This window comes from Achromobacter sp. UMC71, from assembly GCF_014170305.1.
Lineage (GTDB): Bacteria > Pseudomonadota > Gammaproteobacteria > Burkholderiales > Burkholderiaceae_B > Achromobacter.
Window position 1 is genome coordinate 37,940 of sequence record NZ_LZZT01000029.1, and the last position, 23,483, is coordinate 61,422.

Consider the following 23,483-nt stretch of genomic DNA (forward strand, 5'->3'; position numbering starts at 1 on the left):
AACACCGTGCGGCTGGAGCTGGCGCTGCTCTCGCACCTGTACACGATTGGCAAGAAGGAGTGGAACTGGCCACTCGACAATCCCTTGAAGGATGTGAGGCGGCCGTCGGCGCCCGAGGGCCGTGAGCGTCGGCTTCGTGGGGATGAGGAGGCGCGGCTCCTCTCGGGAGTCAGCGTCGAGCGCGTGCGGCAACCCGTTTGGCTGGAAGCATGCATTCGACTCTCGCTGGCCACGGGTTTGCGTGCCGGTGAGCTCCTGACTCTCGAGTGGTCACAGGTTGATCTGAAAGGCGGCGTCATGCACTTGACAAAGGCCCGCAATGGCAGCAAGCGATCAGTGGGCTTGAACCTCGAGGCGGTACGCGTCCTTCAGAGCATTCCTCGTCCGACCGAGAAGGTCGTCAAGGGCTATCACGAGACCGGCAAGCTGGATTGCGATTTCAAGGCGGCCTGCATTGCTGTTGGTTTGCTTGATTTGCACTTTCACGATCTTCGTCACGAAGCGGCGACTCGCTTTGCTCCGCACATGATGCCTCAGGAGCTGGCCAAGATCATGGGCTGGAAAACGCTGCAAATGGCCATGAGGTACTACAACCCGACTGCACAGGAATTGGCGGCGCGAATGCGTGCGGTGGAGGCGGCTCGATCGGAACCGTTGCCTGGCGCGGCGAATGCTTTGGCTGTGCCCAGGGCTATCGAACTGGCTTCCGGGACGACGGTGGGTGTGCCTGCTCAGCGGGTCGGCGACCCGACCACGAGCAACGTCATTCGAGTGCAGTTCTTGCGTGAAATGCCATCGCGGACTCGCGCTATTGCCTAGTTTTGGCATCTGATGGGGATTGCTGGCGGGCAGCGGAAGAGGTCTGCTCGCCCGCCAGCATTCAAGATAAAACCCGCCGCAGCGGCGAGGACATATTGCTGCTCAGTTAGGAAACATTGATTTCGTTGCGGCACGTCATTTAGGCGTGCCATGTCAGCAGCTTTGCTTGCTCGCATTGAAGCGTCTGCGCCACGTCGGCCGTGGTGTGGACCAGAGAAAGACCGTTGCCGTGTTCGGCCTTTAGCGACTGCCTTAACGGAACCCTACATTCAACTCAACCCGCCGGCGCATGTGTTCTGGCTCCAGTTTGATATCGACAAGGGGGGAGCGTCTCATACCTGGGAGGACTGTAATCTTCCCCCTCCCACCTATGTCGCCGTAAATCCCTCCAACGGCCATGCGCACTACGGATATGCGCCTACCAGTCCAGTGTGCAAGACGGACGCCGGTCGTCAAAAGCCCTTGGCTTATCTTGCGGCCATTGAGTACGCCTACAACCGTAAGCTTGTAGCTGATCGCGCGTTTCGAGGGCCTTTGGCGAAGAATCCGCTGCATGCCAACTGGCATCTATGGCAGCCCGCGAACGACGTTGAGTACGAGCTTAGTGAACTTGCTGAGCATGTTGAGCTGCCTCGCTTGGAGGAGATGCGAACAGATCGAATCAATCCGGACTATGCCGCCTTGGGGCGGAATTGCTGGTTATTCGAAGGCTTGAGACAGCAGGCGTACTTGCGGGTAAAGGCGTTCTGGCGACCGGCAGGAGACGAGCTTTTTTATGAATGGCTCTTGCGGGAGGCTGAATCCCTGAACCGAACTTTACCGGTCCCATTGGGCTTCGGAGAGGTGAAGAGCATTGCACGCAGCGTCAGTCGCTGGGTGTGGAAGCGATTTACGCCAAGTGGCTTCCGGGCTATTCAGGCGGCTCGAGGGTGGGCCTCTGGCGTCGCGCGAAGGTTCGCCACTCAGGAGCTGCGGGAGAGGGCTGCGATGCTGACCGCCTCCGGTTTGACCTCGCGGCAAGTGGCAGGGCAGCTGGATGTGAACCAATCCACCGTGGTCAGATGGCTGCGGGCTAAAGAAGCCGGTGAGACTTGATATGGGCCTGCCGGGATTTGCCTCTGTGGATGGTGACGGCAATTGATCTCGTGTGTCTGCGCACTCGCCGAACTCCGTTGATATACTGGCGAGGCTGAAATCGACGATGAGTCCGGCCGGAGTGACATTACGGTCGAGGCTTGTGGAGCAGGACTGGAGTCACTCAGCGTAGCTGTCCAGTCGAACGGGGTGCCTCAATGAGGCGCAATTTGCGAATAGCATTTTGCGGGCGCCGTTCCGAAGAGTTAAACAGGGCCCATGCATAGCGTGGGCCTTTCCTTTGGGTGGTTCAAAGCTCAGCCCTGCTTTGGCTTATGGGGCCTCGCCACTCACAACGCTGCACGGTTCGCTTTCTCTGATGTCAGTAGGCAGACAACAAAGCTTCTGCGCCTTGGTTTGATCGGATTTCCGCAAGCGTTTCGGTGATGCACGAACCATATCAGGTAACAGCGAACTTGGGGCGCTTCTCGCCTATTCAACGGTGAGGGTGTGACCGGGTCCCTCCATAGATATCGCTATTGCAAGTTTGTGGACTCGCTATACGGCGGTTAACACTGGGTTGCCACCACGAAGCCTGAATCAAGCGCGTTACTGAGCGAGAGTGATTCGATGTTTATCTGAACGACCTTCTCACATTGGGATGGGCGCACAGGGAGCCGCAGAATGCGGAACTGCACGTATGGTGGGGTGGGACAAGCAGGGGGATCCCTTACCCAACCCAATGACGGTTGGTTGACTTACCGACTTACTTCAGGCGGGTGAGCTTCTAGTGCGATGCACGAGCCATCTCAGGTAACAGCTTATCCCAGGCCGTTCAGCTCCCGGCCAGAGCAGGGCAGTCAGGACCATTGACGTCGTCCGCTTCCGACCCCGAGCCTCCGTTGAGCAACGGCACCCTGAAGCTGCCATCGATTTGCCGCCCGCTACTGTTGGAAATTCCGGTCTCCGCCTACTAGCAATCGATAGTGTGGCAAGTTGGCGTGTGACGGGCTTCACGGAATTCTTATACTTGTACTTTTGACTGGGTCGTCCCGTGCAAACCTTTGTCGCGAGCCTCTTCCAGGAGAAGTCAGTGTCCAGAATATCCCGCACGTCCTGGTTTATTTCGTAGGTTTTGCGGGGGGGCTGCGGCTTAAGGAAGCTGCGGCGGTCCACGGCGTGGCCTGAACAGCCGTATTGGTCACCGACCGAGACGGCGCAACACCTCTGACTCTAAGTGACCAGAAAATGAACAGAGACTGGATTCTTCAAACACGCGAGACGCGCCGATCCTTTGCGAACGCGACATGGGTGCCGCTGCGCGCATCACAAGATGCTGAGCAGGGCAAAGCTCTGGTTACTCAAGTTGGCTATGTCAGCGAGTTCTTTGGCTGTGGATCGGTCGCGTTCCCTCCGCAACACCGAGAATTCGCAGAGACACTGGGCTGGAGCGATCTGGGCATCGGCCACAGCGCGCGACCGTACGCATATGAGGATGGCTACTACTCGCCGGTAGACCAGTACCAGTACAACGACAAAGAGCCGTTTGGAGTTGAGCTGGTATTCGTGCATGACCAGCCTGTCGTCGGAGGCACAAAGTGGATATTGAATCCAGACCTTGTCATCGCGCTCCGCCTAGTTAAGGAAGGCAACAACTGGGTGAGGCCGGAGGAAGATTTCGTTGTCGTCGCTCGCGAGTTTTTGGACGACGATGGCAGGTATCGGCTTATCGAGATCAAACGAGAGTTTCTGATTGATTATCTTGCCGCCAGAGGTCTAGCGCTACGTCTCTCCTACTATCGGCAACGTGTTGAAAATGTAGGTTCGCTTGAAGGCACTGAGTACGAAGGGCTGGAGAACCATCAGGACGATCGAGATGGCGGTCGCTTTGAACTCCTCTCTCGAAGCCTCAATGACGTCTATGGCGGAAGTTGGGCGTCGTTCCGCATCTGGAGAACTGATGTCGATGAGGAAGAAGATGCTCCAGTGCTGGGACCGGAGAGGGACGACAACACAGAATCCGAGCAGTCGGAAGGCGTCCGATCCGGGCCCGACGGAGTCCGCGTTGAAGGTGAGTTCTGGAAAGATGAATGGATCGATCACCGAGGCATGAGCGTGCGGGTTCGCGGCGACACCGATCAATCTTTGCCGCACTTCATCATTGAGACTGATGGAACAAGGGCGGCGTCCTCAGTGCTCGACTCTGAAGATATTGGTCGCTGGCTATGGTTTCGCACAAGCGTGGTGACCGACCTACTCGGTCGACGAGGTTTCTCCCTCAAGTGGTACACCGCAGAGACTGGTGCCATTGGGTCTACCTCTGGCTACGCCACGCATTTCGGTATCAATTCCGCTGACTTGCTAACTGTCTACGCCTACGATATCGCTCGGCTCGCGGCGTGGGAGCAGCATATCTGGGCAGCACACAACGTTCCTCCCGATGGAAAGGTCTCAGGAGAACTGCTATCTGCGCAAGTTAAGACGCAACCGGCGTCCACACATGCCGTGGAAGAGTTGCTCTTTGTGAGCATGCGAATGCTCGAACAGGGCTTCCGCGACAAGTTTGGGGTTGAGCTGTTCAGCCACAGTATCGACGACGATTCAGCCATGCAGCAGGTATCTCGCTTTCACAGCAAGGACCAAGCCTCATTGCTGCGTCTCGCGAAGGAGATCATCAGAGTCTTTTCGGATCGCCTTAACGTTCGAGAGCTCCGTAAACTCTCGACTCACAAGGAGAAGGACAAGCTTGGCTCCAACAAACTCCTTCAGGACGTACTAGCCAAGCAAGTCGGGGAGGATAGAGCGCGAACGGTGCTTGGTCCCGTAGTCGGCGCTTATGAGATGAGAGTCGGCGATGCGCATCCGACTGGATCGAAGATTGGGGACGCCCTGAAACTCGCCGGGATCGACGAGAATTTCTCGTACCTGCGCCAGGGCGAGCAACTTATCCACAACGTCGGGCGCGCCGTGTGGTGGATCGGCAAGCTACTCTTCGAGAAGAACGCGAGTCCGTGAGGGCGTCGCAGATGCCGCATAACAGGTCGGTGGACTCGGACAAGTTGCGGCAAGGCGCTGCTCACCTTCACATTGAACGTCCGCTTTCATTTGCGGTGACGGCTGCTCCTGGCCGGAAGCAGCCGTTGACGACGGTCCGTTTTCGACCCTGAGCTGTGTTCCGGTGGGCCCCCGAACGCACGCAATCAGCGCGGTGATAGCCCAACGCTGTAAACGCCGACTTTTGGTTCTGAGCCTATAACGTCACAGACGTGGGCAGCGAACGGCTGACCTTAATGGTGGGAATTTATATAGCGTTATGATACAAACTGTTTCTATGGTTTTGGGCCGGCCGATTTAGACGCAGGCGCTAGCGATGGGCTACGGATCGGTGTAGCCGTACATTACGGTAGGCAAATGAAGGGAAAAAATTGATGACCGTATATATTGTGTCGTATGACCTCAACAAGGCCGGACAAAACTACAGCGCGCTCTACGAAGAACTGAAAAAATCTTCCAGTTGGTGGCACTACCTCGACTCGACGTGGTTAATCTCTACAGCAGAAAGCGCGGACCAGCTTTCTGATCGGTTGTTGGCGCACACCGACAAGAACGACCGGCTTCTCGTCATTAAGGTCGTGCGCACGTATCAGGGTTGGCTCCCGGAAGACGCTTGGGAATGGATCAACGAACACGTCATCGATCCAGCCTAACTCGTCGCTCAGACGGACGCCTAACTGCGTACATCACCTCCAACATAAGGCCGCACAAGAAAACCTAAGGAAGCGCCATTCGCGTAAAAATGCAACGTCTTTCTCACACTGCTCCCAAATGAATTTGGGAACCGGAGCACTACCGTCGTGTGGACGGGTGGTTAGCCCTTGTGAATGCTACGAGTCTGCCACGAGACACAACTTATGGGCGTGCGGGGCAGTTGCGGAACAGCGAGCGCTTAGAGTGGAGAGATATCATCGCACACATTCAGGCTCGCTGAATGTGAGGCCGAAATTGAATAAATATCAAGAGTGATCTTAGATGACAGAGGGATTTCCAAGCATCCGCCAGCCCATACGAACTGGGGAAACGGGCGTCAACGCTGTTTCGTCCACAGTGAACAACAAGTTCGAATGGATATTTCGACGAAATCACAACGAGCATGACTTCGGCATTGATGGCTATATCGACATAGTCACTGACAGTAGAGCTGTCACCGGTCAATGCCTCGCAGTTCAGATCAAGACTGGAAAGTCGTTTCTTAGAGATGGCGGAGCCGCGGGTTTCACATTCTATGGCGAGCTCAAACATCTGAACTACTACTTGAATTTACCTATGCCGGTTTTGATCGTCATTCATGACGACACAAGCGGGAAGACTTATTGGCAGCATTTCAGCCAGTCTCGAATTGAGGGAACTCCTACAGGGTGGAAGATGTTAATTCCCAGGGAGAACATCTTCGAACGCGACAAGAAGAGACTACTTGAAATTGTGGGTCCACCCACGGACCACCTAGATCGGTTGAAATCGCATTGGGTCTTCAATGACACGCTGTCTCGTTTCGATTTCATTCACTACGCCGTCGACCGGAAGGACATTGAAGACGGAAATGTTCGCCCAGTAATTAGTTTTTTTCGCCGGATTGAAGCCAGTGACGCACTGTGCCGGAAATTCCAAGGCCGTGTCGAATTGAGCATCTCTGGCTATGATGCAGACCGGAGGGAACTCTGGGAAATTCGGAAGGTGTGCAAGTGGTTCAAGAAGGTTGATCCAAATATTAACTGGTTTTATTTTTGCAACCTCATCTCACCTGCCTATGGATTTAAGGCATATATGGCTTGCCTCAGTAATACTCAACGAGTACCTGATCAATCTGGAGCTCACGCTCGATCTATGATGGTTTCCATGGATAACGGTAAACGGATGGAAATTCTTGAGAGCAACTGGCCAAAACTGAATGCGATGACAGACAGATTGGGCATGTCGATTGAAGAAAATAAGAGAATTTCTTTTGAGGTGCTGGATGTAATGGAAATTCCTCATTAGTGATGTTTTCTATGTCATCGCTGTCGCTTGGAGGCGAAAGCGACGCCTGATGATCGCTCTACCGAATCCGCTTGGACAAGCGTCATTCCGCCGATGAGCTTCAACGTTGAAAGTCCGCCTTCGCTAGTTGTCATTGGCTGCTATTGGCAGTGAATAGTCGCTCGTGACTGTCCACTTCTTGCCTCCGCATTTCTGAGCTCGCTGAGAGTGATCCCCCGCAGGCGCCCTCTGGTCTTCGGCGAATGCCGATTGCATAGGTTGCTCATGTTCATCAGAAGTCTCTGCCCGGATTTGTTGCGAGACCTTCGCTCGGCCCATTAGAAGTCGAGATGGCGTAGTAGAAAGAACAAATCCCTGAATGTTGTTGTGTGATAACTGCTTCAAAGGCCCAGAGTGATCGCCACTCTCCGATCAGCCTGGGCGCTGGTTTGTCGCTCTGGACTGCCAGATCTAAGCCCTCGTCGGCCACCATCAAGACGGTATCGGGTGGCAGTTTAAGGAAGGGTAATCCCCCCATTTTTAGCGATTGGCAGAAGTAGGAACGCTACGCGGCCATGGCTAACCGCTGTTTTGGGGTAAATCCGCCCAGAGCCATATTTGGGCGCTCGTGATTGTAGGACCACATCCACTGCGTGGCGACGCGCTGTACGTGGTCCAGATCTTCCCAGTGATATTGGGACAGCCATTCGTAGCGCACGGTCCTGTTGAACCGTTCGACGTAGGCATTCTGTTGTGGCTTGCCCGGCTGGATATATTCGAGCTTTATGCCCCATGCCCCGGCCCAATCGACAATTGCCGCGCTCAGGTATTCGGGCCCGTTATCGCACCGAATGGCCAAGGGCTTTCCCCGCCAGCCGATGATCTGCTTGAGCGTGCGGATCACGCGCTCGGACGGCGGCGAGAAGTCAACCTCTATGCCCAGCGCTTCGCGGTTGAAGTCGTCGATCACGTTGAACACGCGGATGCTGCGCCCATCGGCAAGCTGGTCATGCATGAAGTCCATCGACCAGACCTGGTTCACGTTGGTCGGCACGGTCAGTGGCTCAGGCGTCTGCCGAATCAGCCGTTTGCGCGGCTTGATCCGCAGGTTCAGTTCGAGATTGCGGTAAATCCGGTACACCCGCTTATGGTTCCAGCCGAAGCCTCGAACATTGCGCAGATACAGAAAGCACAGGCCAAAGCCCCAGCTGCGGTGGTTGTCGGTCAGACGCAGCAGCCAGTTGGCGATCTCCTCGTTCTCGGCATCCGTCTTGGCGACGTACCGATAGCAAGTCTGGCTAACCCCGAACGCCTCGCAGGCCATCCGGATCGATACGCCGCGGTCCTGCACAGCACGTTGGGCCATCTCGCGGCGGCGAGATGGCCTCACCACTTTTTTTCTAGCGCCTCCGTCACGATCTCGGCCTTGAGCTTCTCCTCGACGTACATCTTGCGCAGCCGGGCGTTCTCGGCCTCCAACTCCTTCATGCGTGCCATCAGCGATACGTCCATGCCGCCATACTTGGAACGCCACTTGTAGAACGTAGCCGAGCTGATGCCCAGTTCTCGGCACAGCTCAGGAACGGCAAGACCAGCCTCCACGCGCTTGATGGCTTCAATGATCTGGCTATCCGTAAATCTCGACTTCTTCATGCGGTAGAACTCCTCAACGAGAAAATTCTACTTCTGACCTCATCGCTTTTGCGGGGGGATTACCCTCAGCCTTCGGGTGCTCGTCGTGAACGATAACTTCAAGTGCGACGCGTTGGACATTGAGGTCGACTTTTCGCTGCCGTCCGAGCGCGCGATTCGCACGGTCACGGAGATCTCCGGCGGGCGACGCAAGCCCTCAGCCATTATTTGGTGCGATAACGGCCCCGAGTATCCAGGCGCGGCAATCTTGCACTGGGATGCGGCTTGGCGGGCGAACACCTCCAGCTTGGCCAGCCGCAGCAGAACGCGTATGGCGAGCATTTCCACAGGACTGCTCGCGACGAATGGCTGTCCCAACTTCACTAGGATGGGGTGAGAGCGACTTACGAGGAGCCGATTCAAGCATATGGGCGTCTGTAACTGCTGACGACCGATTGCGGCCAATCGCTCACCTTCGGTGGCATGCTGGGAAGCGGTCACCCAAGGTTGAAGCCAAACGCCGGCATGCTTTTTCCCTTGTGTGAACAATCAAGTGGTCAGAACATGGGCGCGAGGCGATGCCACTAGCCCGATAATCGGCTTTGGCGGGCTCAGCCCCAGGCTGCGACGGTACTGGCATCGAAGAAGTCTATGGTCCTCAACGGTCCTCCAAGATGTGCATTTGCATTGGCGATCAATCGACGATTCGCATCGCTGTGCTCGTCGCCGAACACGCTGACGAAAACCTGCCGCGCAGCTGATGCGCGGATTGCCCTAAAAATATGCAAATCGTTCTCATCCATCGAGTGTCCGAGAATGAAAATTGGGGTGGAAATGGTCGTCAACTTACGCAGGCAGTAGGACAAGTATGGGCTACGATCAATCCGCTCCTTCTTCTTCTGGTGGGTCGGCTCGGCTACGAACAGCGGGAATCGTGGTGGCTGAAGGTTCAGATTGTCTCGTACTTGACCGACGATTCCGCCGCCGACTTCGCCCGTGTACGCATGTTTCCGAACACCCATCGGAACTTCATAGAGGTGGATGCCCCCGTGGAGGAAGTGAACCGCCTGATCGGTCCCGTATCCTTTCCAGAGCTGTGGCGCACGGAAACCATCGTCGGTTATCCACGCAGGCTCTAAATCCTGATTTCGTGCCCAGTACATCAGCAAATCATAGTTGACCGTGAAGATATGGCTGAAGCGTCTGAGGAATTGACGTACGGCTTGATACTGCGCTTCCGACAGCTCATTGGGCAAGTTAGGATGGTTTTCGGAGATTGCATTCAGAAGTGCCTCTTTGAGGATCGTTTGCTCGCCCTTTATCGTGTCAATGACCTCTTGATCGAGTCCATGCACCTCGGCTACCAGTTCTGCCGAGAGCAGCGTGCGCATAACTGCTTCAAAATCCCAAGTATTCAGACGCTCAAACAGTAACCTTATTTGAGCGTCACGATCGCCAAAATTAGCGACCTGGAACAAGCTTGCATAATTAAATATCTCCGCATTCCAGGACTGAGAGAACCCATTCCCCAGCAAAATTGCCGGCAGAGTTTTGGCAGGAAGAGTCGCTAGGGCTTCATTAAAGGTCAGCATGGTGGATTTCGACTTATGGCTAAGAACAGCAAATAAGATCGTAAGAGAGTTTGCGCTACATTGCCGTAGGAGGCCCACACCACTGGGCACATGGGTCTGTGGCTAATCAAAATCCCAGAGGCACCTAAGACTGTGTTCACAGCTATGAGATGGACGCATCCAACCACTAGATCGGAACTGATAGATCTTATCTGCACCGCAGTCTTTTGATGCCATTTCCATCGCGCGTCGTGCGATAAGTGCACCGGCCAATCGATCAGTTTGTGGTGAACGACTCTTATCAGCCTGTTGTAATTGTCACTACACGCATCCAGGGGCAGCTGCTGGCCGACCGCGATAACTGCTCGCTAGTCGACCACGTGCATCGCCAGATGAATGTCGGAAATTCCATAGCGCGTGGCGATGGTCTGAGCCGACGATGCTATTGATTGTTTCAACTGGTCGATTGTCTGCATGTCCTTATGTTCTAAACATACAAAGTCCTGACCGGGACGCCGTCGATGGTTGACCATCGCTGTGATTCGGCCGATCCGATCCATCACAAGCCGGAGGAAGCCGGCTATCTCGTCGTCCTGGAACTCATGGTGCGCCTTAGATTTTTCTTTACGGTTCACCGTACCTTTGCCTATCAATTCAGTGATCTCAGTCAGGCCTCGGGTCATATCGTTGACGTCGCCCTCGCATGACATGAAGTGCCTCACTGCGTTGCGGCTGATGTATCCGAGTGCGATTCGCAAGCACGCCACGTCGTCGTATGGATGAATTGATCCGTAATCTAGATGGCGCCGGATGGCATCCAGAATGTCCTGCACGGGAACTTCATCGCCGAGATCCACCAATCGGTTGATAAGAAACCCCGGGCCAATCACTTCGCAATACGTTGGCACTTCCGCCCGCTTTGCGTGCTTGCAGAAGCCGAATATGTAAAGCTTGGCGAAACTGTCCTTGATGGACGTTCCGTTGGGGGCCTTCTTCTCAAAGGCCTCTATCGTCTTTTTTACCTTGGCTGCATTCGCCACCGAGGTGACCTGCACAGCAATACCACCACTCTTGTTCTTATCGGCGGCGTCAATGGCCGGAAAGTTCGTTCGGAGTTGATCGGCGCGCACGAGGTCTGCAATATCCAACGACCTAAAGAACTGAATTGTCAAAACCTCCAGGAGTCGCGACATGTCGTTGAAGCCAGCGTCTTTGCCTAACTCGATGCGACGCTGCATCACGGCAATGTCTTGGCTCAGATTTTTTATGAGTGCTTCTAGCAAATTAGTTCGCCTTAGGTCATAGCTGGTTTCAGGGGCAGGGCCTTTGCCGTTTCTTGCAATCTAAGATAGTAGTCACCAACTAGTACTTCCTGCGTGATTGGTATACTGTCTTGAATGACAGAAACAGGCCGAGGTGGCCGTCAATGGAGGGTAGCTTCCGACCTATTGCGGCGAGGGTCTCGAGCAGAACCGCTTGTCCGGAGCTATGGAGCTTAGTCGGTAATTTGGCGGATTGATCATGTAATAGGGTGGGGGTTGGATTCCGATTAAATGAAATGAGGAAGATCTTGTTCGATCAGATTTATTATCTTCGGCGCAAGTTGGCCGCTAATTTTAACGGTTCCGTTTGCTGCAAACGAAATTTGCCCTTTCAGCCCAGTCAGGAAGAGTTCGAATGCCGCGAATTCGACTTTGTATTTTAGGCCAGCAAGAACAGAAATTCGCTCGATTGCCGTCCCCTCCTTTGACGCAAACTCCATTCTAGCCACGAGGTCGTGGTCAAGGACAGCCCCAATGACCTTTAACCCTACAAGCTTAGAAGAGTCAACCGAATCAAAAATAGTCGAGGGGCGCCCCCTCTCGAAAGTCACAGGCTTAGCTGTGAATCCCATTCCGGTGAGTTTCTCCAGAGCGTTGAGCAGATCACGAATATTCCTACTCGGATTCTCAATCCGCAGGAAGAGCAGGTCGTCCAGTTCGACCACTACGAAATCAGTAAAACTGATGCTGTCAATCTGCTCATAGGTTGGAGCTCCTTCAGCATCCAGTCTGGTCACCACCACACGGGACCGCCACATGAAACGGTAAGACGCACCGTCCCCTGCTGCTCGCGCAAAACCATAAGCGGAAGTGGACTCAAAGGGGCAGGTCGTTATGAGTGCTCCCAGATCCAAAACACGGGTAGGAAGTTGAATTCGAAACCACCGATACCTGATTTGCATCACTCATCCCCGGTGACGGTTGCAAGAAAATCAGCGTGAAGAGCCGTTACAAGGTCCCGTGCTTTCGATTCAATAACTCGAGAAAAGGCGTGAATCTCGTGTTTGTGCGGCGATCGCCGCCGCGTTGATGTCCTCCCATCTTCTACCGGGAAAACACCACTCAAGATGAATGAAAAGCCGGTGCAGTCTCTGAAATCAGAAAATCCCGCCTCGACATCGTAGACATTACCATCTCCCAAAATTTCGGTTGCAGTCCAACCCATCTTAATAATGTAGTAATCCTCTTCATCGAGTAGTCCATTCAGAATCTCTGAGCGACTTACGCCGTTGCCGCGGAGGAAAACTCGCTCCACATGGGTTTCCGAACTATCAGCAGTATCTTCCCCGTCATCCTCTTCCGATTCTGGCTTGGCTTTAAATACATAAACGTCCGTAACGTCGCGGCGAACGAAGCCTGGCAGTGAACTCGCTAGTTCATGAAAAAATTTCGATCGAAGCTTCGGCGACGGAATGTCGAACAGGGAGACTGTCACCTTCGTCAAAGGCGCTGGAACGACTTTTTCGACTTTTGCAAGCAGTGTCTCCCGCACCCCGTTTAGATAATCATTCTGCGTGTTTCGTACGACATAACCCGTAGCTGATTTGACGAATTCAACAGTGCCGTCTCGGACTTGCACTTGGGAGAACTCGTTTCGCTTATAGTCAATCTGAGAATATTGGACGCCAATATTAAGATTATCCCCGTCGCGCGTCACCCGCACGGTGTCACCACTAGCCTCCATCTCTTTTTTTAACTGTTCAACGACGGCCTGCAAATCCTCAACATCGTCGATCCCGGAAACGTCCATTGACGTCGTACGCTCACGCCTTGCAGCCACTCCGAGTCTCGCTGCGATCTCTTTGTGATCATAGTAGTCGTGCGTGAGCGTGGAGAAGTACTTCGCGAGATCCTCTCGCGGCGTCTTTTTGCTTACAACGACATTGCGTCGCTGGAAAAGTCGGCTGACGGTGGGGGCGTCTACCTTGTGCTGATTCAACGCGTCAAAGACGTTTTTGTCACTGGCATAATAAAGCGAGGGGCCGTAAGCACGCTTTTTCATTCCCGCCATCCCATGTCTCCAGGGTTATATGTGCTGGTGACGCTCGTGATCCTTTCTATTTGGATCTGCCCTAGTATCTCCTCGCGTGCGGGGTCGAACCCCCAGGCTTTCACGTACTTTTTCTGTGCCATGCGAAAGATGGACTTGAGGTCATTCGGCGCGTCTGGATGGGTCACGCGCAAAAGGATTCGCTCGCCGGATTCGAGCATCTGGTACCTCGATAAGCTATCGAGGAAATACTCGAACTCTTCTGGGCACGACGCAGGCGCGTTGTAGTAGATCACATATCCCGCACTTCGATCGCCATTCGCGAGATGTTTGATGATGATATAGGGTGCAGTGAGTGTCTCAACTGATGCGGGCTGTGCCCAGACGTCCCCTTGACGACGAGTCAGTACCAAATCGGGAAAATAGAACGTGTAGGTCTGCGGCAGTTCACCTTCGCCCTTTAGGCGAATTATGTCGTTCGCTACGCTATACAGGCGCTGGATGTCCTTTGGCCCAAGATAATGCAACTGAGTTCCTGAGGCCACCGGGAGCGCGTCTAGATTGACCTTGTCAATGGCTTCGTAAAACGGTTTGTCGTAGCCATTGTCGTGGTTGTGAACGAACAGCAATCCGCGCACTTCATGCATGTCTGACTCGTCTACAGAGTATTTTGCACGCCACACGTCAGAGCAGCGTGCGCAGTCTATTGTCATGCAGAGAGATTTGAACGCGCCACGCAGCCTGGTAGGCGTAATTGAGTCAGTAGCGTAGCTCTTCAAATCTGTGTGGAGATAAACCGTCTTACCCAAGTAGGGATCCCGGTATGAAAACACCACATCACCGGGGTGTGTTGCCTTTGGTTTTCCCCCTTCGCCGACATGCTTCTCGTTTATGCATTCGAAGTTGTCATCCGTTTTTGGATGGGTTTCCCAGAGAAAATGCTTAAAAATATCTTTGGAAAGACGGGCCGCGATCTCCCCAATATTTATGGTCTCCGCCACAACTCCTCCTTGTTCGGTAACAGCTTCGGGCCGGGATGCTCCTAGAGTTGTAACAGAAAGTCAGGGAAAATTGAACAGATTCACGCAGCGAGCCCGCACGATGGCAGTTCCTGCGCTGCGTCTCCCATGCAAAGCGCCAAACGAAATGTTGGTCCATTAGTGAGGCTCAGACTTCAGATTCGGCGGAATTCAGTGCTCTTGCGGACGAGCAGATATTCAGGCCATTGCGGGCTCTTGGCCGAAAACAGCCTCTCACGTATGACCGCTGTAGCCCGTTCACTGTCTCCCTGTATCCCCTCGGGAGCGCGAGTCGGCTTGGCCCAATCGAACAGCTCACAACTCAAACAACCCATTCCTCTCCCAACCTTTCAGCCTGCATCAGAATTAGTTCTACGGCAGAATCCGCCATGTCAGGCGGATACTTGTACTTGCGCAATATGCGCTTGACCATGAGTCGCAGACTTGCCCGAACGCTTTCGCGTTTGGACCAGTCAACCGTGATGTTCTTGCGCAGGTTCTCTGTCAGTTCGTGCGCGATTTTCTTTAACGTCTCGTCGGTCAACTCGCGCACAGCAGATTCGTTGTTGGCCAGAGCGTCATAGAAGCGGATCTCGTCGTCAGTTAGCCCCAGCTCCTCGCCACGCTTCGCCGCTTCACGGAACTTCTTGGCCATGTCGACCAGTTCTTCCATGACCTGAGCCGTCTCGATGCTGCGATTCTGGTAGCGCTTGATGACATTGCCGAGCATGTCGGAGAACTTGTTTTGCTGCACTAGGTTGCTGGCGAACTTGCTTTTGATTTCTCCTTCCAGCAGACGCTCCAGCAGCTCGACGGCCAGGTTGCGCTCGGGCAGGTTGCGAACCTGGGCAAGAAACTCGTCATCCAAGAGGCCGATGTTGGGCTTCTCCAGACCTACGGCGTCGAAGATGTCGACCACGCTTTCACTGACCACGGCCTGATTGATGATCTGACGGATAGCGGCTTCTCGCTGTTCGTCGGTTTTCTTTTGCGTGCTGATGTCACGCTTGGTCAGGATTACCTTGACGGCCTGCATGAACGCAACTTCGTCGCGAAGCGCCTTGGCCTCATCCAGTGTGCAGCACAGGGAGAACGCTTTGCTCAGGGCTAGCGTGTTATCAGCGAATCGCTTCTTGCCGTCCAGCTTGGCGTCCTTGTCGCCCGCAGGCGGGCGTAGCGACAGGATGTGGTTCGCGGCGCTCGCCAGGACCTTGTGGCCGCTAGTCTTGAAGCCCGAGTAATCGAAGCCATGCATCATGCCGCGCAGGACGTCGAGCTTCTCCAGCAACACGGCGAAGGCTTCGTGGGCATCGACGGTGGGTTTACCGCGGCCCTTGCTGGCGGTGTACTCCTTCATGGCGGCCTTGAGCTCATTGCCAATGCCGATGTAGTCGACCACCAGGCCGCCCTGTTTGTCCCGGAAGACACGGTTCACGCGGGCAATGGCCTGCATGAGGTTGTGGCCCTTCATGGGCTTGTCGATGTACATGGTGTGGACGCACGGCGCGTCAAAGCCTGTCAGCCACATGTCGCGCACAATGACCAGCCGCAATGGGTCCTTGGGATCTTTAAAGCGCTTCTCTAGCCGCTTCTTGACCTGACCGCTGTAGATGTGCGGGCGCAGCAAGGCTTTGTCGCTCGCGCTGCCCGTCATGATGACCTTGATAGCGCCTTTTTCTGGGTCCTTATCGTGCCAGTCGGGGCGCAGATCGATGATTTCTTTATACAGGAGCGCACAGATATCGCGGCTCATCGCGACTACCATGGCTTTGCCATCCTGCGCTTTGTTGCGCTCTTCGAAGTGCTCGACGAGGTCGGCTGCCACGCTGGCAATACGCGGCTCGGCGCCTACGACTTTTTCCAGGGCTGCCCATCTCGATTTCAGGCGAGCCTGGGTCTGCTCTTCCTCATCTTCGGCAAGTTCGTCGACCTCTTCGTCCAGCGATGCCAGATCAGCTTCCTTGAGCTTGAGCTTGGCCAGGCGCGACTCGTAGTAGATGGCCACGGTGGCGCCATCCTCTTTGGCCTGCTGCATGTCGTAGACATGGATGTAATCGCCAAACACGGCGCGCGTATCGCGATCGGTGCTGCTGACGGGCGTGCCCGTGAAGGCCACAAAGGTGGCGTTTGGCAGCGCATCCCGCAGGTGTTGGGCATAACCCACCTGATAGGTGACCGTGGGTTCTGCAACTGCCAACGCGGCGGTCACGCCAACACCCAGGTCATCGTTCGCAGCCAACTGACCGTATTCGTTGGTGCTGAAGGACTTGTTTTTGCGAGTCTTGAGCTTGGCTTCGAAACCGTACTGCGTGCGGTGGGCTTCGTCTGCAATCACAACGATATTTCCGCGGTCCGATAGGACCGGGAAGGTGTCCTCATCTTCTCCAGGCATGAACTTCTGAATGGTAGCGAAGACGATGCCGCCTGAAGGACGATTGGTCAGCAACCTACGCAGGTCCTGACGGGTATCGGCCTTTACGGGCTGTTCGCGCAGGAGGTCTCGCGACAGGCTGAATACCCCAAACAATTGGCCGTCCAAGTCATTGCGGTCGGTGATGACCACAACCGTGGGGTTCTGCATGGCCGGTTCCTGCATCACGCGGGCGGCAAAGCAGGTCATGGTGATGCTTTTGCCGCTGCCCTGGGTGTGCCATACCACGCCGCCTTTACCGCGCTGGCTCGCGCTGCCTTGTAGTTGCGACGCCTCGACCACGTGCTGGATGGCCAGCCGCACGGCGTGGTACTGGTGGTAGCCGGCAATCTTTTTGATGAGGGCGCCGTCGTCTTCAAACAGCACGAAGTAGCGCAGATAGTCGAGCAGGTATGCAGGCGCGAGCAGACCGCGCACGAGCGTTTCGAGCTCGTTGAACTGCCCCAAGGGGTCAAGCTCTACACCATCAATCGTGCGCCATTGCATGAAGCGCTCGGCATTGGCGGACAGTGAGCCATACCGGGCTTCGCTACCGTCGGACACGACCAGAATCTCGTTGTACTCGAAGACGTCTGGAATCTGTGCCTTGTATGTCTGAATCTGGTCGTAGGCCTTCCAGATGTCGGCATTCTCATTGACACTGTTCTTCAGCTCAATCAGCACCAACGGCAAGCCATTGATGAACAAAATGATGTCTGGTCGTCGCGTATGGTGCGGGCCTTTGATGGTGAACTGGCTAACCGCCCAGAATTCGTTGTTTTGCGGATTAGCCCAATCCACCAGCCGCACGAAGTCGCCACGGGTTTCGCCATCCTTTTGATACTGGACGTTCACGCCGTTGGTTAGCAGCTTGTGGAAAACGCGGTTGGCGGCCAACTGAACAGGAGTGTCTAGGTTCTCGATTTGCTTGAACGCATCATCGCGCGCGGAAGCCGGGATGTGGGGATTCAGGCGGTCGATGGCAGCCCGCAGGCGCTGGGACAGAATGACCTGTGCATAGCTTGTACGCTGGGGGTCCGGACCGTCATGGGCGATATCTGGACCGCTGCGAACCGTGTAGTCGACTTCTGCGAGCCAGCCTAGAGTTTCCTGTTCGAGTTGGTCTTCGGTCATTGCAAAGCGTTCTCTGCTTGTTCTTGGGCTTCGGAGAGGCGAAGTTGGCCGGAGATGAGACGGGGGAGTAGGGTGTCTCTAAGCTGCGCTAACGATGTCAGCGTCTTAAGATTCACGAGCACCCGTTCCATGAGAATCTCCACATTCGTTTCAAACTTGGCGATTATGCTCGGCGGTGGACTGGCCACTCTCACGCCTTTGAATGTTGCTGTGGTAATAGTGTCAAAAACTGAGCCATGGGCTTGTTGTTTAAGCTGCTCGACCAAGCGTTGCGTAGAGAAATAGGTGAAGTAAATATCATCATTTTTCCCTCTCAGTCCATAGCAAGACTGATTCATTGCCATCTCACATCCAGTAAGAGCCAATTTGCCAACCGTTCCCCGAGCGGAAATGATCGTTGTGCCAAATGGAAGCAGTTTTGTTGAAGATCCGTCCAAGCCTGCCTGAGTAATCTTCTTTTCCGTATTTACCACAAAGGTATCAGCGCCGCTCGGCACGTCAACGACGGAGTACCAGAGTATGTGACCTCCCCAGTAATCAGGATTGGAGGTCTTAGGCGTTCCCCCCCCGATGATGCGGATCGTTTCGTGGAAGGAGATTGCACTCCATTGCGTTGGAATTAATCCAAGCCCTGACTCTTCAAACGAATCAGGAAACAGCGCCGCGGTCTTTTCATCCATCCCTTCAGGCCGACGGCCTTCCATTTTGGCGCGCACCGGGTCAAAGTCCACGAACCAGGACTTGAAGATGGCTTGGGCGATGGATTCGAGGGTTTTGTTGGTTTCGCGTAGGAGGGTGATTCGGTCGTCTAGCGTTCCGAGAACCTTTGCAATCTCTCTTTGCTCACCAATTGGCGGCAACGTCACTACCGCCTCATGCAAGTGATTTCGATTGATGCCTGGCACAGCCGCTTTGTCGGAGTAGGCGTGAAAATCCAGTGTTTTAAGGAAATAACTTATATATTTTCTGTCATTTCCCTTAAAGTCTCGAACATAAAGTGTCGTGTTAAGGGGCCAGAAGTCGGTATCAACATAAAATACTTCACCAATGGTTCCATATCGCCCCGTTACGACACCGGGCCCTTTGACCATCGCAACTTCGTGGGTATCACTAATGCCAGATGACGAGATCAGGGGTACCGTGCCGAGTTTTCGTTTGGCTTTCGGCAGGTCGTAGCCGCGCTTTAACTCGATGAACTCGCCGAGTTTTCCTGTAGGCCACTCAGAACTCATAGCCCAGTCCCCCCAGCTTCTGCCGAATCAGCGCATCCAGCTCCGCCCCTTTTGCCATCTGTTCGCCTAGCTTCTCGGTCAGCTTCTGCATCTTTTCGGCAAAGGCTTCATCGTCGTGTTCGACTTCTGCTGCACCCACATAGCGGCCGGGAGTCAGCACATGCCCATGCTGGACAATCTCGGCTAGCGGCACGCTGCGGCAAAACCCTGCCACGTCTGCATACTCCATGGTGTCGGCGCCATCCTCGACTTCCCCACGCCATGCGGCCACGGTTTCTGCGATCCGAGCAATGGCTGCGTCATCCAGCTCAGCCTGCACACGGGAGATCATTTTCCCCAGCTTCCGCGCGTCGATGAAAAGCACTTCACCTTTGCGCTTTTTCTGTTTGGCCAGGAACCATAAGCAGGCCGGTATCTGGGTGTTGAAGAACAGCTGCCCGGGCAGCGCCACCATCACCTCCACCACGTCGGCATCGATCATGGCGGCGCGAATGACGCCCTCGTTGTTCTGGCTAGAGCTCATCGACCCGTTCGCCAGCACAATGCCTGCGCGGCCGTTGGGCTTCAGGTGATACAGCATGTGCTGTAGCCAGGCGTAGTTGGCATTACCGTGGGGCGGGTCGCCATACTCCCAGCGGGCATCGCCCTCCAAGCTGCCGTGCCACCAGTCGCTGATGTTGAACGGTGGGTTGGCCAAGACGAAGTCGGCTCGTAGATCCGGATGCTGATTGCGCGTGAAGGTATCAGCCGGCTCCTTGCCCAGATTGAAGTCTATGCCCCGAATCGCCAGGTTCATGGCGGCCAGGCGCCAGGTGGTGGGGTTGGACTCTTGTCCATAAATGGACACGTCGTCAATCTTGCCGCCGTGCGCCTCGATAAATTTCTCTGACTGCACGAACATACCGCCCGAGCCGCAGCAGGGGTCATACACCTGGCCTTTGTGCGGAGCAAGGACCGCCACCAGCGTCTTGACGATGCTGGCGGGAGTGTAGAACTGACCGCCTTTCTTGCCTTCGGCGCTGGCGAATTGGCCCAGGAAGTATTCGTACACCTGACCCAAGATGTCTCGGGCTGCGTTGGCGTCGCTGCCGAAACCGATAGTCGACACCAAGTCTACGAGTTCGCCCAGCTTGCCGTCGGGAAGCTGGGCACGGCCATAGCGTTTGTCCAAAATGCCCTTGAGCTTTTGGTTCTCGGACTCGATGGCAGTCAGGGCATCATCAATGCGCTTGCCGATGTCGGGCTGCTTGGCGGCGGCACGCAGGCTTTCCCAACGAGCCGCCTCGGGCACCCAGAAAGTATTAGCCGCTGTGTAGTAATCGCGGTCTTCCAGCTCGGCAGTCAGCTCATCTTCGCTAGCACCGGGAAAGTGGAACTCATCGTTCTCGTCGGCGAAGCGTGCACGCAGTTCGGCCTGCCGTGCCGCGAAGGCATCCGAGATGTACTTCAGAAAGATCAGCCCTAGCACCAAGTGCTTGTATTCGGCCGCATCCATATTGGCGCGCAACTTGTCTGCTGCGGACCATAACGTCCGCTTGATGTCGTCGATCATTGGTATGTAACTAATTTTGTAGTACTGGCAACGAGGGAAAGTAGCACACTGTGGCATTACCTACGCTTCGACATTCAGTAAGGTAGAGCCGAGCTCTCTCGAGGCTTGTTGTGCCATGATCGACTGACCATGCAGCCCGCCCTTGACGTGTTTTTCCGAAATCGGGTGCAGAGCGGCGTATGGGGTGGGCTCGCTGAAAGAGAACACCACAAATGGCGGGGCTGTTTGGCCGATATACGCCTTGGCCTAATCTGGCTTTGCCAGTTGCCGTCGTTGAAGCTGTTCAGCCTTGGTTGGCCTCCCACGTCGGCGTGCAACCTGTAGCGCAGCTGTTCGCTCAGATGTTGCAAGAGCTACTTGGGGGGCATGCTGCGCTTCACGCTGTGATGCCAGCCAAGCTTGAACCTCCGCCTGCTCATAGCGCAGCAGTCTGCCCACTTTCACACAAGGAGGGAGGGGCTCTCCGCGCGTGCGCCGGTTGTACAAGGTCTGCACGGACAAGCCCAGGACGGCGGCCAGTTGAGCAGGGGTAAGAAGTTTTTCCATCTTTACTTTCGCGAAGGCACTGGCACATGCCAGCAAAAAGTATAGACAGGCATGGGTAGCCATGGCTGCCTGGCAGTACCCCCCGGTAGGCCGTACAATCTGCCCCGGCGCCATCGAAATTGACCGCACTTTTAACGCACTGACCGCAGTAAAGTGCGTTAGGTGGCGGTAAGTCCCGGTAAGCTAAGCTCATGATTTCTCTAGATATTCATGTTGGTCTGCCCCTGGCAAAACACCCCTGAAACGGACTCTTAATCCGTAGGTCGAGTGTTCGAGCCACTCACAGCCCACCAGAATTCAAAAGCCGTTGACGATCTGATCGTCAGCGGCTTTTTCAATTTCCGGCCGCGCCTTGTGCAAGGCTGCCCGCGGCACCCGCGGCTGGTGCGGGCAGCGCAGGCGCTTCGACAAGCGCCCGCAAGCCCTTCTTGCGCTTGCACGCACCCGGCTAGAAATCCCCCGCCATCGCAACCGCCTGCGCCTTGCCCTGCAGGATGGTTGCCGGCGCCAGCGCATCCCAGGTGTGTTCCACCGTCAGGCTCCTGACGTCCTTCACGCCGATGAACCGCAACCAGAACTCAACGTAATCGGCCTGATGCGTGAAGCCAGGGCTGTCGGCGCCGGCGGCCTTGTCGTGGCTTTGGCCGCGCACGTGGATGACCAGGGCGCGTTCGATGTCCAGCAGCGGGCCGTAGGCCTGGCCGTTGAAGGTGAACAGCAGGTTGCGCTGGCTGACCAGATCGATCAGTTGCTTGAGCTTGTAGGGGTAGCCGAAATTCCACATCGGCACGCCCAACACAATCCGGTCGGCCTGCTGGAAGCGCTTGGCCAGCGCTTCGATGCGGGTCCAAACCGAGGCTTCGGCGGCGTCCATCTGCGTGTTCGACACGCGCTTGTACTTGGCGCCGATGGCCTGGTTGCCGAAGTCGGGCAGATCCTCTTCCCAGACGTTCAGGGTATCGACCTCCAGCGACGGGCAGGCCTGGCGATAGGCGTCGATGAACGCGTCGGCGATGGCGATGGAGGCGGAGTGGGCGCCGCGGGGGGAGGACACGATGTTCAATAGTCGCATGCTGCATGACCTGGATGAGTAGGCTTGAGTGAAGGCGTTGCCAGGGATGCGTCACGCCCGGTCCGCATCCATATGATTGCAATTGCAATCGTATGCAGACTGGATTCTATCGCCTCACGATTTAATTGCAACCGCTGTTCGATGCGAGGGCGGGCTGTCCGTTGGGGCAGAGGAGCCGGGTTGTCCATTGCGGGCAGCGGGCGCGCATTAAGGCAGGTCTTAAGGGTGGTTGCACTGGGGCTAAACCACGGCGGGCGGCGGCCTCTCTATAGTGACGGCATCGATTTCAGGAGTGCCGCCATGTCCGCCGTTGTTTCGCCCGCCGCCTATCCCCGCGCGGTGTTGTTCGATCTGCTTACCGCCCTGCTGGATTCCTGGACGGTGTGGAATGCCGCTGCCGGGTCCGAGGCCCAGGGGCGCGCGTGGCGGGCCGAATACCTGCGCTTGACGTACGGCTGCGGCGCCTACCAGCCCTACGAGCAACTGGTCGAGGCGGCGGCCCGCGCCGTCGGTCTGCCGGCGACGGCTCCCGCAGCGCTGGAAGCGGGTTGGGACGGCCTGCCCGTGTGGGACGGCGCGCGCGAATTACTGCAGGCGCTGCGGCCGCATTGCCGCCTGGGCGTTGTCACCAACTGTTCGAAGCGTTTGGGGCATCGGGCTGCTGGGTTGCTGGGGGTGGACTGGGACGTAGTCGTCACTTCGGAAGAGGCCGGCTTTTACAAACCCGATCCTCGGCCCTATCAGCTGGCGTTGACGCGCCTGGAGACGCCGGCGCCGCAGGTGGCATTCATTGCCGGGTCGGGTTATGACCTGTTCGGCACCAGCAAGGTCGGCCTGCGCACCTACTGGCACAACCGTGTCGGGTTGGCGCTGCCGGAGGGCGCGCCGCTGCCCGAAGCGCAGTCGCCGCGGCTGGACGAGGCGCTGCCCTGGCTGGCCGGCTTCCAAGGCGGGGCGGCAGTGCGATAGTTGCTGCGGTGCAATCCGCGTCGGATGGCGGGCTGCAGAGCCTTCAGCCATGGGCGCCGCCGTACAAAATGTTGCGTGCTGCCCGCTGACGCCCGAGGCATGACTGGACTTAACATGATTCCTGCCGG

At 55.8% G+C, this 23,483-nt stretch carries 17 protein-coding genes; 6 read left to right on the forward strand and 11 right to left on the reverse strand.

The features are described 5' to 3' along the window. Positions 1 to 6: 6 nt before the first annotated feature. The 5 genes from A9974_RS13550 (at position 7) to A9974_RS13570 (ending at position 6,927) form a co-directional block, all read left to right on the forward strand. Entirely contained in the window at positions 7 to 819 is an 813-nt protein-coding gene (locus tag A9974_RS13550; RefSeq protein ID WP_183004667.1) for a site-specific integrase, read from the forward strand. Between the two features lie 150 nt (positions 820 to 969). Next, positions 970 to 1,914 carry a replication initiation protein gene (locus tag A9974_RS13555; protein ID WP_183004669.1) on the forward strand — a complete coding sequence of 315 codons (945 nt, stop codon included), beginning with the start codon at positions 970 to 972 and terminating at the stop codon, positions 1,912 to 1,914. 1,227 nt (positions 1,915 to 3,141) lie between these two features. Beyond that, positions 3,142 to 4,908 carry a hypothetical protein gene (locus A9974_RS13560; RefSeq protein WP_183004671.1) on the forward strand — a complete coding sequence of 589 codons (1,767 nt, stop codon included), beginning with the start codon at positions 3,142 to 3,144 and terminating at the stop codon, positions 4,906 to 4,908. 413 nt (positions 4,909 to 5,321) lie between these two features. Then, positions 5,322 to 5,600, forward strand: a complete 279-nt coding sequence (locus tag A9974_RS13565; RefSeq protein ID WP_183004673.1) for a hypothetical protein — start codon at positions 5,322 to 5,324, stop codon at positions 5,598 to 5,600. Between the two features lie 322 nt (positions 5,601 to 5,922). Next, on the forward strand, positions 5,923 to 6,927 hold the full coding sequence (locus A9974_RS13570) for a DUF4365 domain-containing protein (RefSeq protein WP_183004675.1): 1,005 nt from the start codon (positions 5,923 to 5,925) through the stop codon (positions 6,925 to 6,927). A 544-nt stretch (positions 6,928 to 7,471) separates the two neighbouring features. Here the strand turns inward: A9974_RS13570 and A9974_RS13575 are convergent. From A9974_RS13575 to A9974_RS13625, 11 genes are all read right to left on the reverse strand, one after another. Beyond that, positions 7,472 to 8,559, reverse strand: a protein-coding gene (locus A9974_RS13575) for an IS3 family transposase (RefSeq protein ID WP_183004677.1) whose coding sequence is annotated in 2 segments (ribosomal slippage) — positions 7,472 to 8,307 and positions 8,307 to 8,559 — 1,089 coding nt in all. Because the reading frame shifts where the segments join, the coding sequence is not laid out codon by codon here. 590 nt (positions 8,560 to 9,149) lie between these two features. Continuing rightward, complete coding sequence (locus A9974_RS13580; RefSeq protein ID WP_183004679.1) at positions 9,150 to 10,130, reverse strand: DUF4917 family protein; 981 nt, start codon at positions 10,128 to 10,130, stop codon at positions 9,150 to 9,152. Positions 10,131 to 10,477: 347 nt separating this feature from the next. Further along, positions 10,478 to 11,392 (reverse strand): SMEK domain-containing protein, encoded by a 915-nt coding sequence (locus A9974_RS13585; protein ID WP_183004681.1) that lies wholly within the window; start codon positions 11,390 to 11,392, stop codon positions 10,478 to 10,480. 266 nt (positions 11,393 to 11,658) lie between these two features. Then, on the reverse strand, positions 11,659 to 12,168 hold the full coding sequence (locus tag A9974_RS13590; RefSeq protein ID WP_370539630.1) for a hypothetical protein: 510 nt from the start codon (positions 12,166 to 12,168) through the stop codon (positions 11,659 to 11,661). Between the two features lie 164 nt (positions 12,169 to 12,332). Next, positions 12,333 to 13,442, reverse strand: coding sequence for a hypothetical protein (locus A9974_RS13595; RefSeq protein ID WP_220805941.1), 1,110 nt, complete (start codon positions 13,440 to 13,442; stop codon positions 12,333 to 12,335). Continuing rightward, positions 13,430 to 14,422, reverse strand: coding sequence for a hypothetical protein (locus tag A9974_RS13600; protein ID WP_183004685.1), 993 nt, complete (start codon positions 14,420 to 14,422; stop codon positions 13,430 to 13,432). Before A9974_RS13600 ends, A9974_RS13595 begins: the two co-directional genes overlap by 13 nt. A gap of 340 nt (positions 14,423 to 14,762) precedes the next feature. Further along, positions 14,763 to 17,984: a type I restriction endonuclease subunit R gene (locus A9974_RS13605; protein WP_183004687.1), complete on the reverse strand. Its 3,222-nt coding sequence runs from the start codon at positions 17,982 to 17,984 to the stop codon at positions 14,763 to 14,765. Continuing rightward, positions 17,981 to 19,216 carry a restriction endonuclease subunit S gene (locus A9974_RS13610; RefSeq protein WP_128829589.1) on the reverse strand — a complete coding sequence of 412 codons (1,236 nt, stop codon included), beginning with the start codon at positions 19,214 to 19,216 and terminating at the stop codon, positions 17,981 to 17,983. Before A9974_RS13610 ends, A9974_RS13605 begins: the two co-directional genes overlap by 4 nt. After that, positions 19,206 to 20,768 carry a class I SAM-dependent DNA methyltransferase gene (locus A9974_RS13615; protein ID WP_128829588.1) on the reverse strand — a complete coding sequence of 521 codons (1,563 nt, stop codon included), beginning with the start codon at positions 20,766 to 20,768 and terminating at the stop codon, positions 19,206 to 19,208. Before A9974_RS13615 ends, A9974_RS13610 begins: the two co-directional genes overlap by 11 nt. 246 nt (positions 20,769 to 21,014) lie before the next feature. Further along, entirely contained in the window at positions 21,015 to 21,428 is a 414-nt protein-coding gene (locus tag A9974_RS13620) for a helix-turn-helix domain-containing protein (RefSeq protein WP_338076564.1), read from the reverse strand. A 334-nt stretch (positions 21,429 to 21,762) separates the two neighbouring features. Further along, the gene (locus tag A9974_RS13625; protein WP_183004689.1) at positions 21,763 to 22,386 is read right to left on the reverse strand and encodes an FMN-dependent NADH-azoreductase; all 624 of its coding nucleotides are present in this window, start codon (positions 22,384 to 22,386) and stop codon (positions 21,763 to 21,765) included. Between the two features lie 300 nt (positions 22,387 to 22,686). Here A9974_RS13625 and A9974_RS13630 point away from each other — a divergent pair, with 300 nt between their 5' ends. Continuing rightward, the gene (locus tag A9974_RS13630; protein ID WP_183004691.1) at positions 22,687 to 23,355 is read left to right on the forward strand and encodes an HAD family hydrolase; all 669 of its coding nucleotides are present in this window, start codon (positions 22,687 to 22,689) and stop codon (positions 23,353 to 23,355) included. The last annotated feature ends 128 nt before the right edge of the window (positions 23,356 to 23,483 follow it).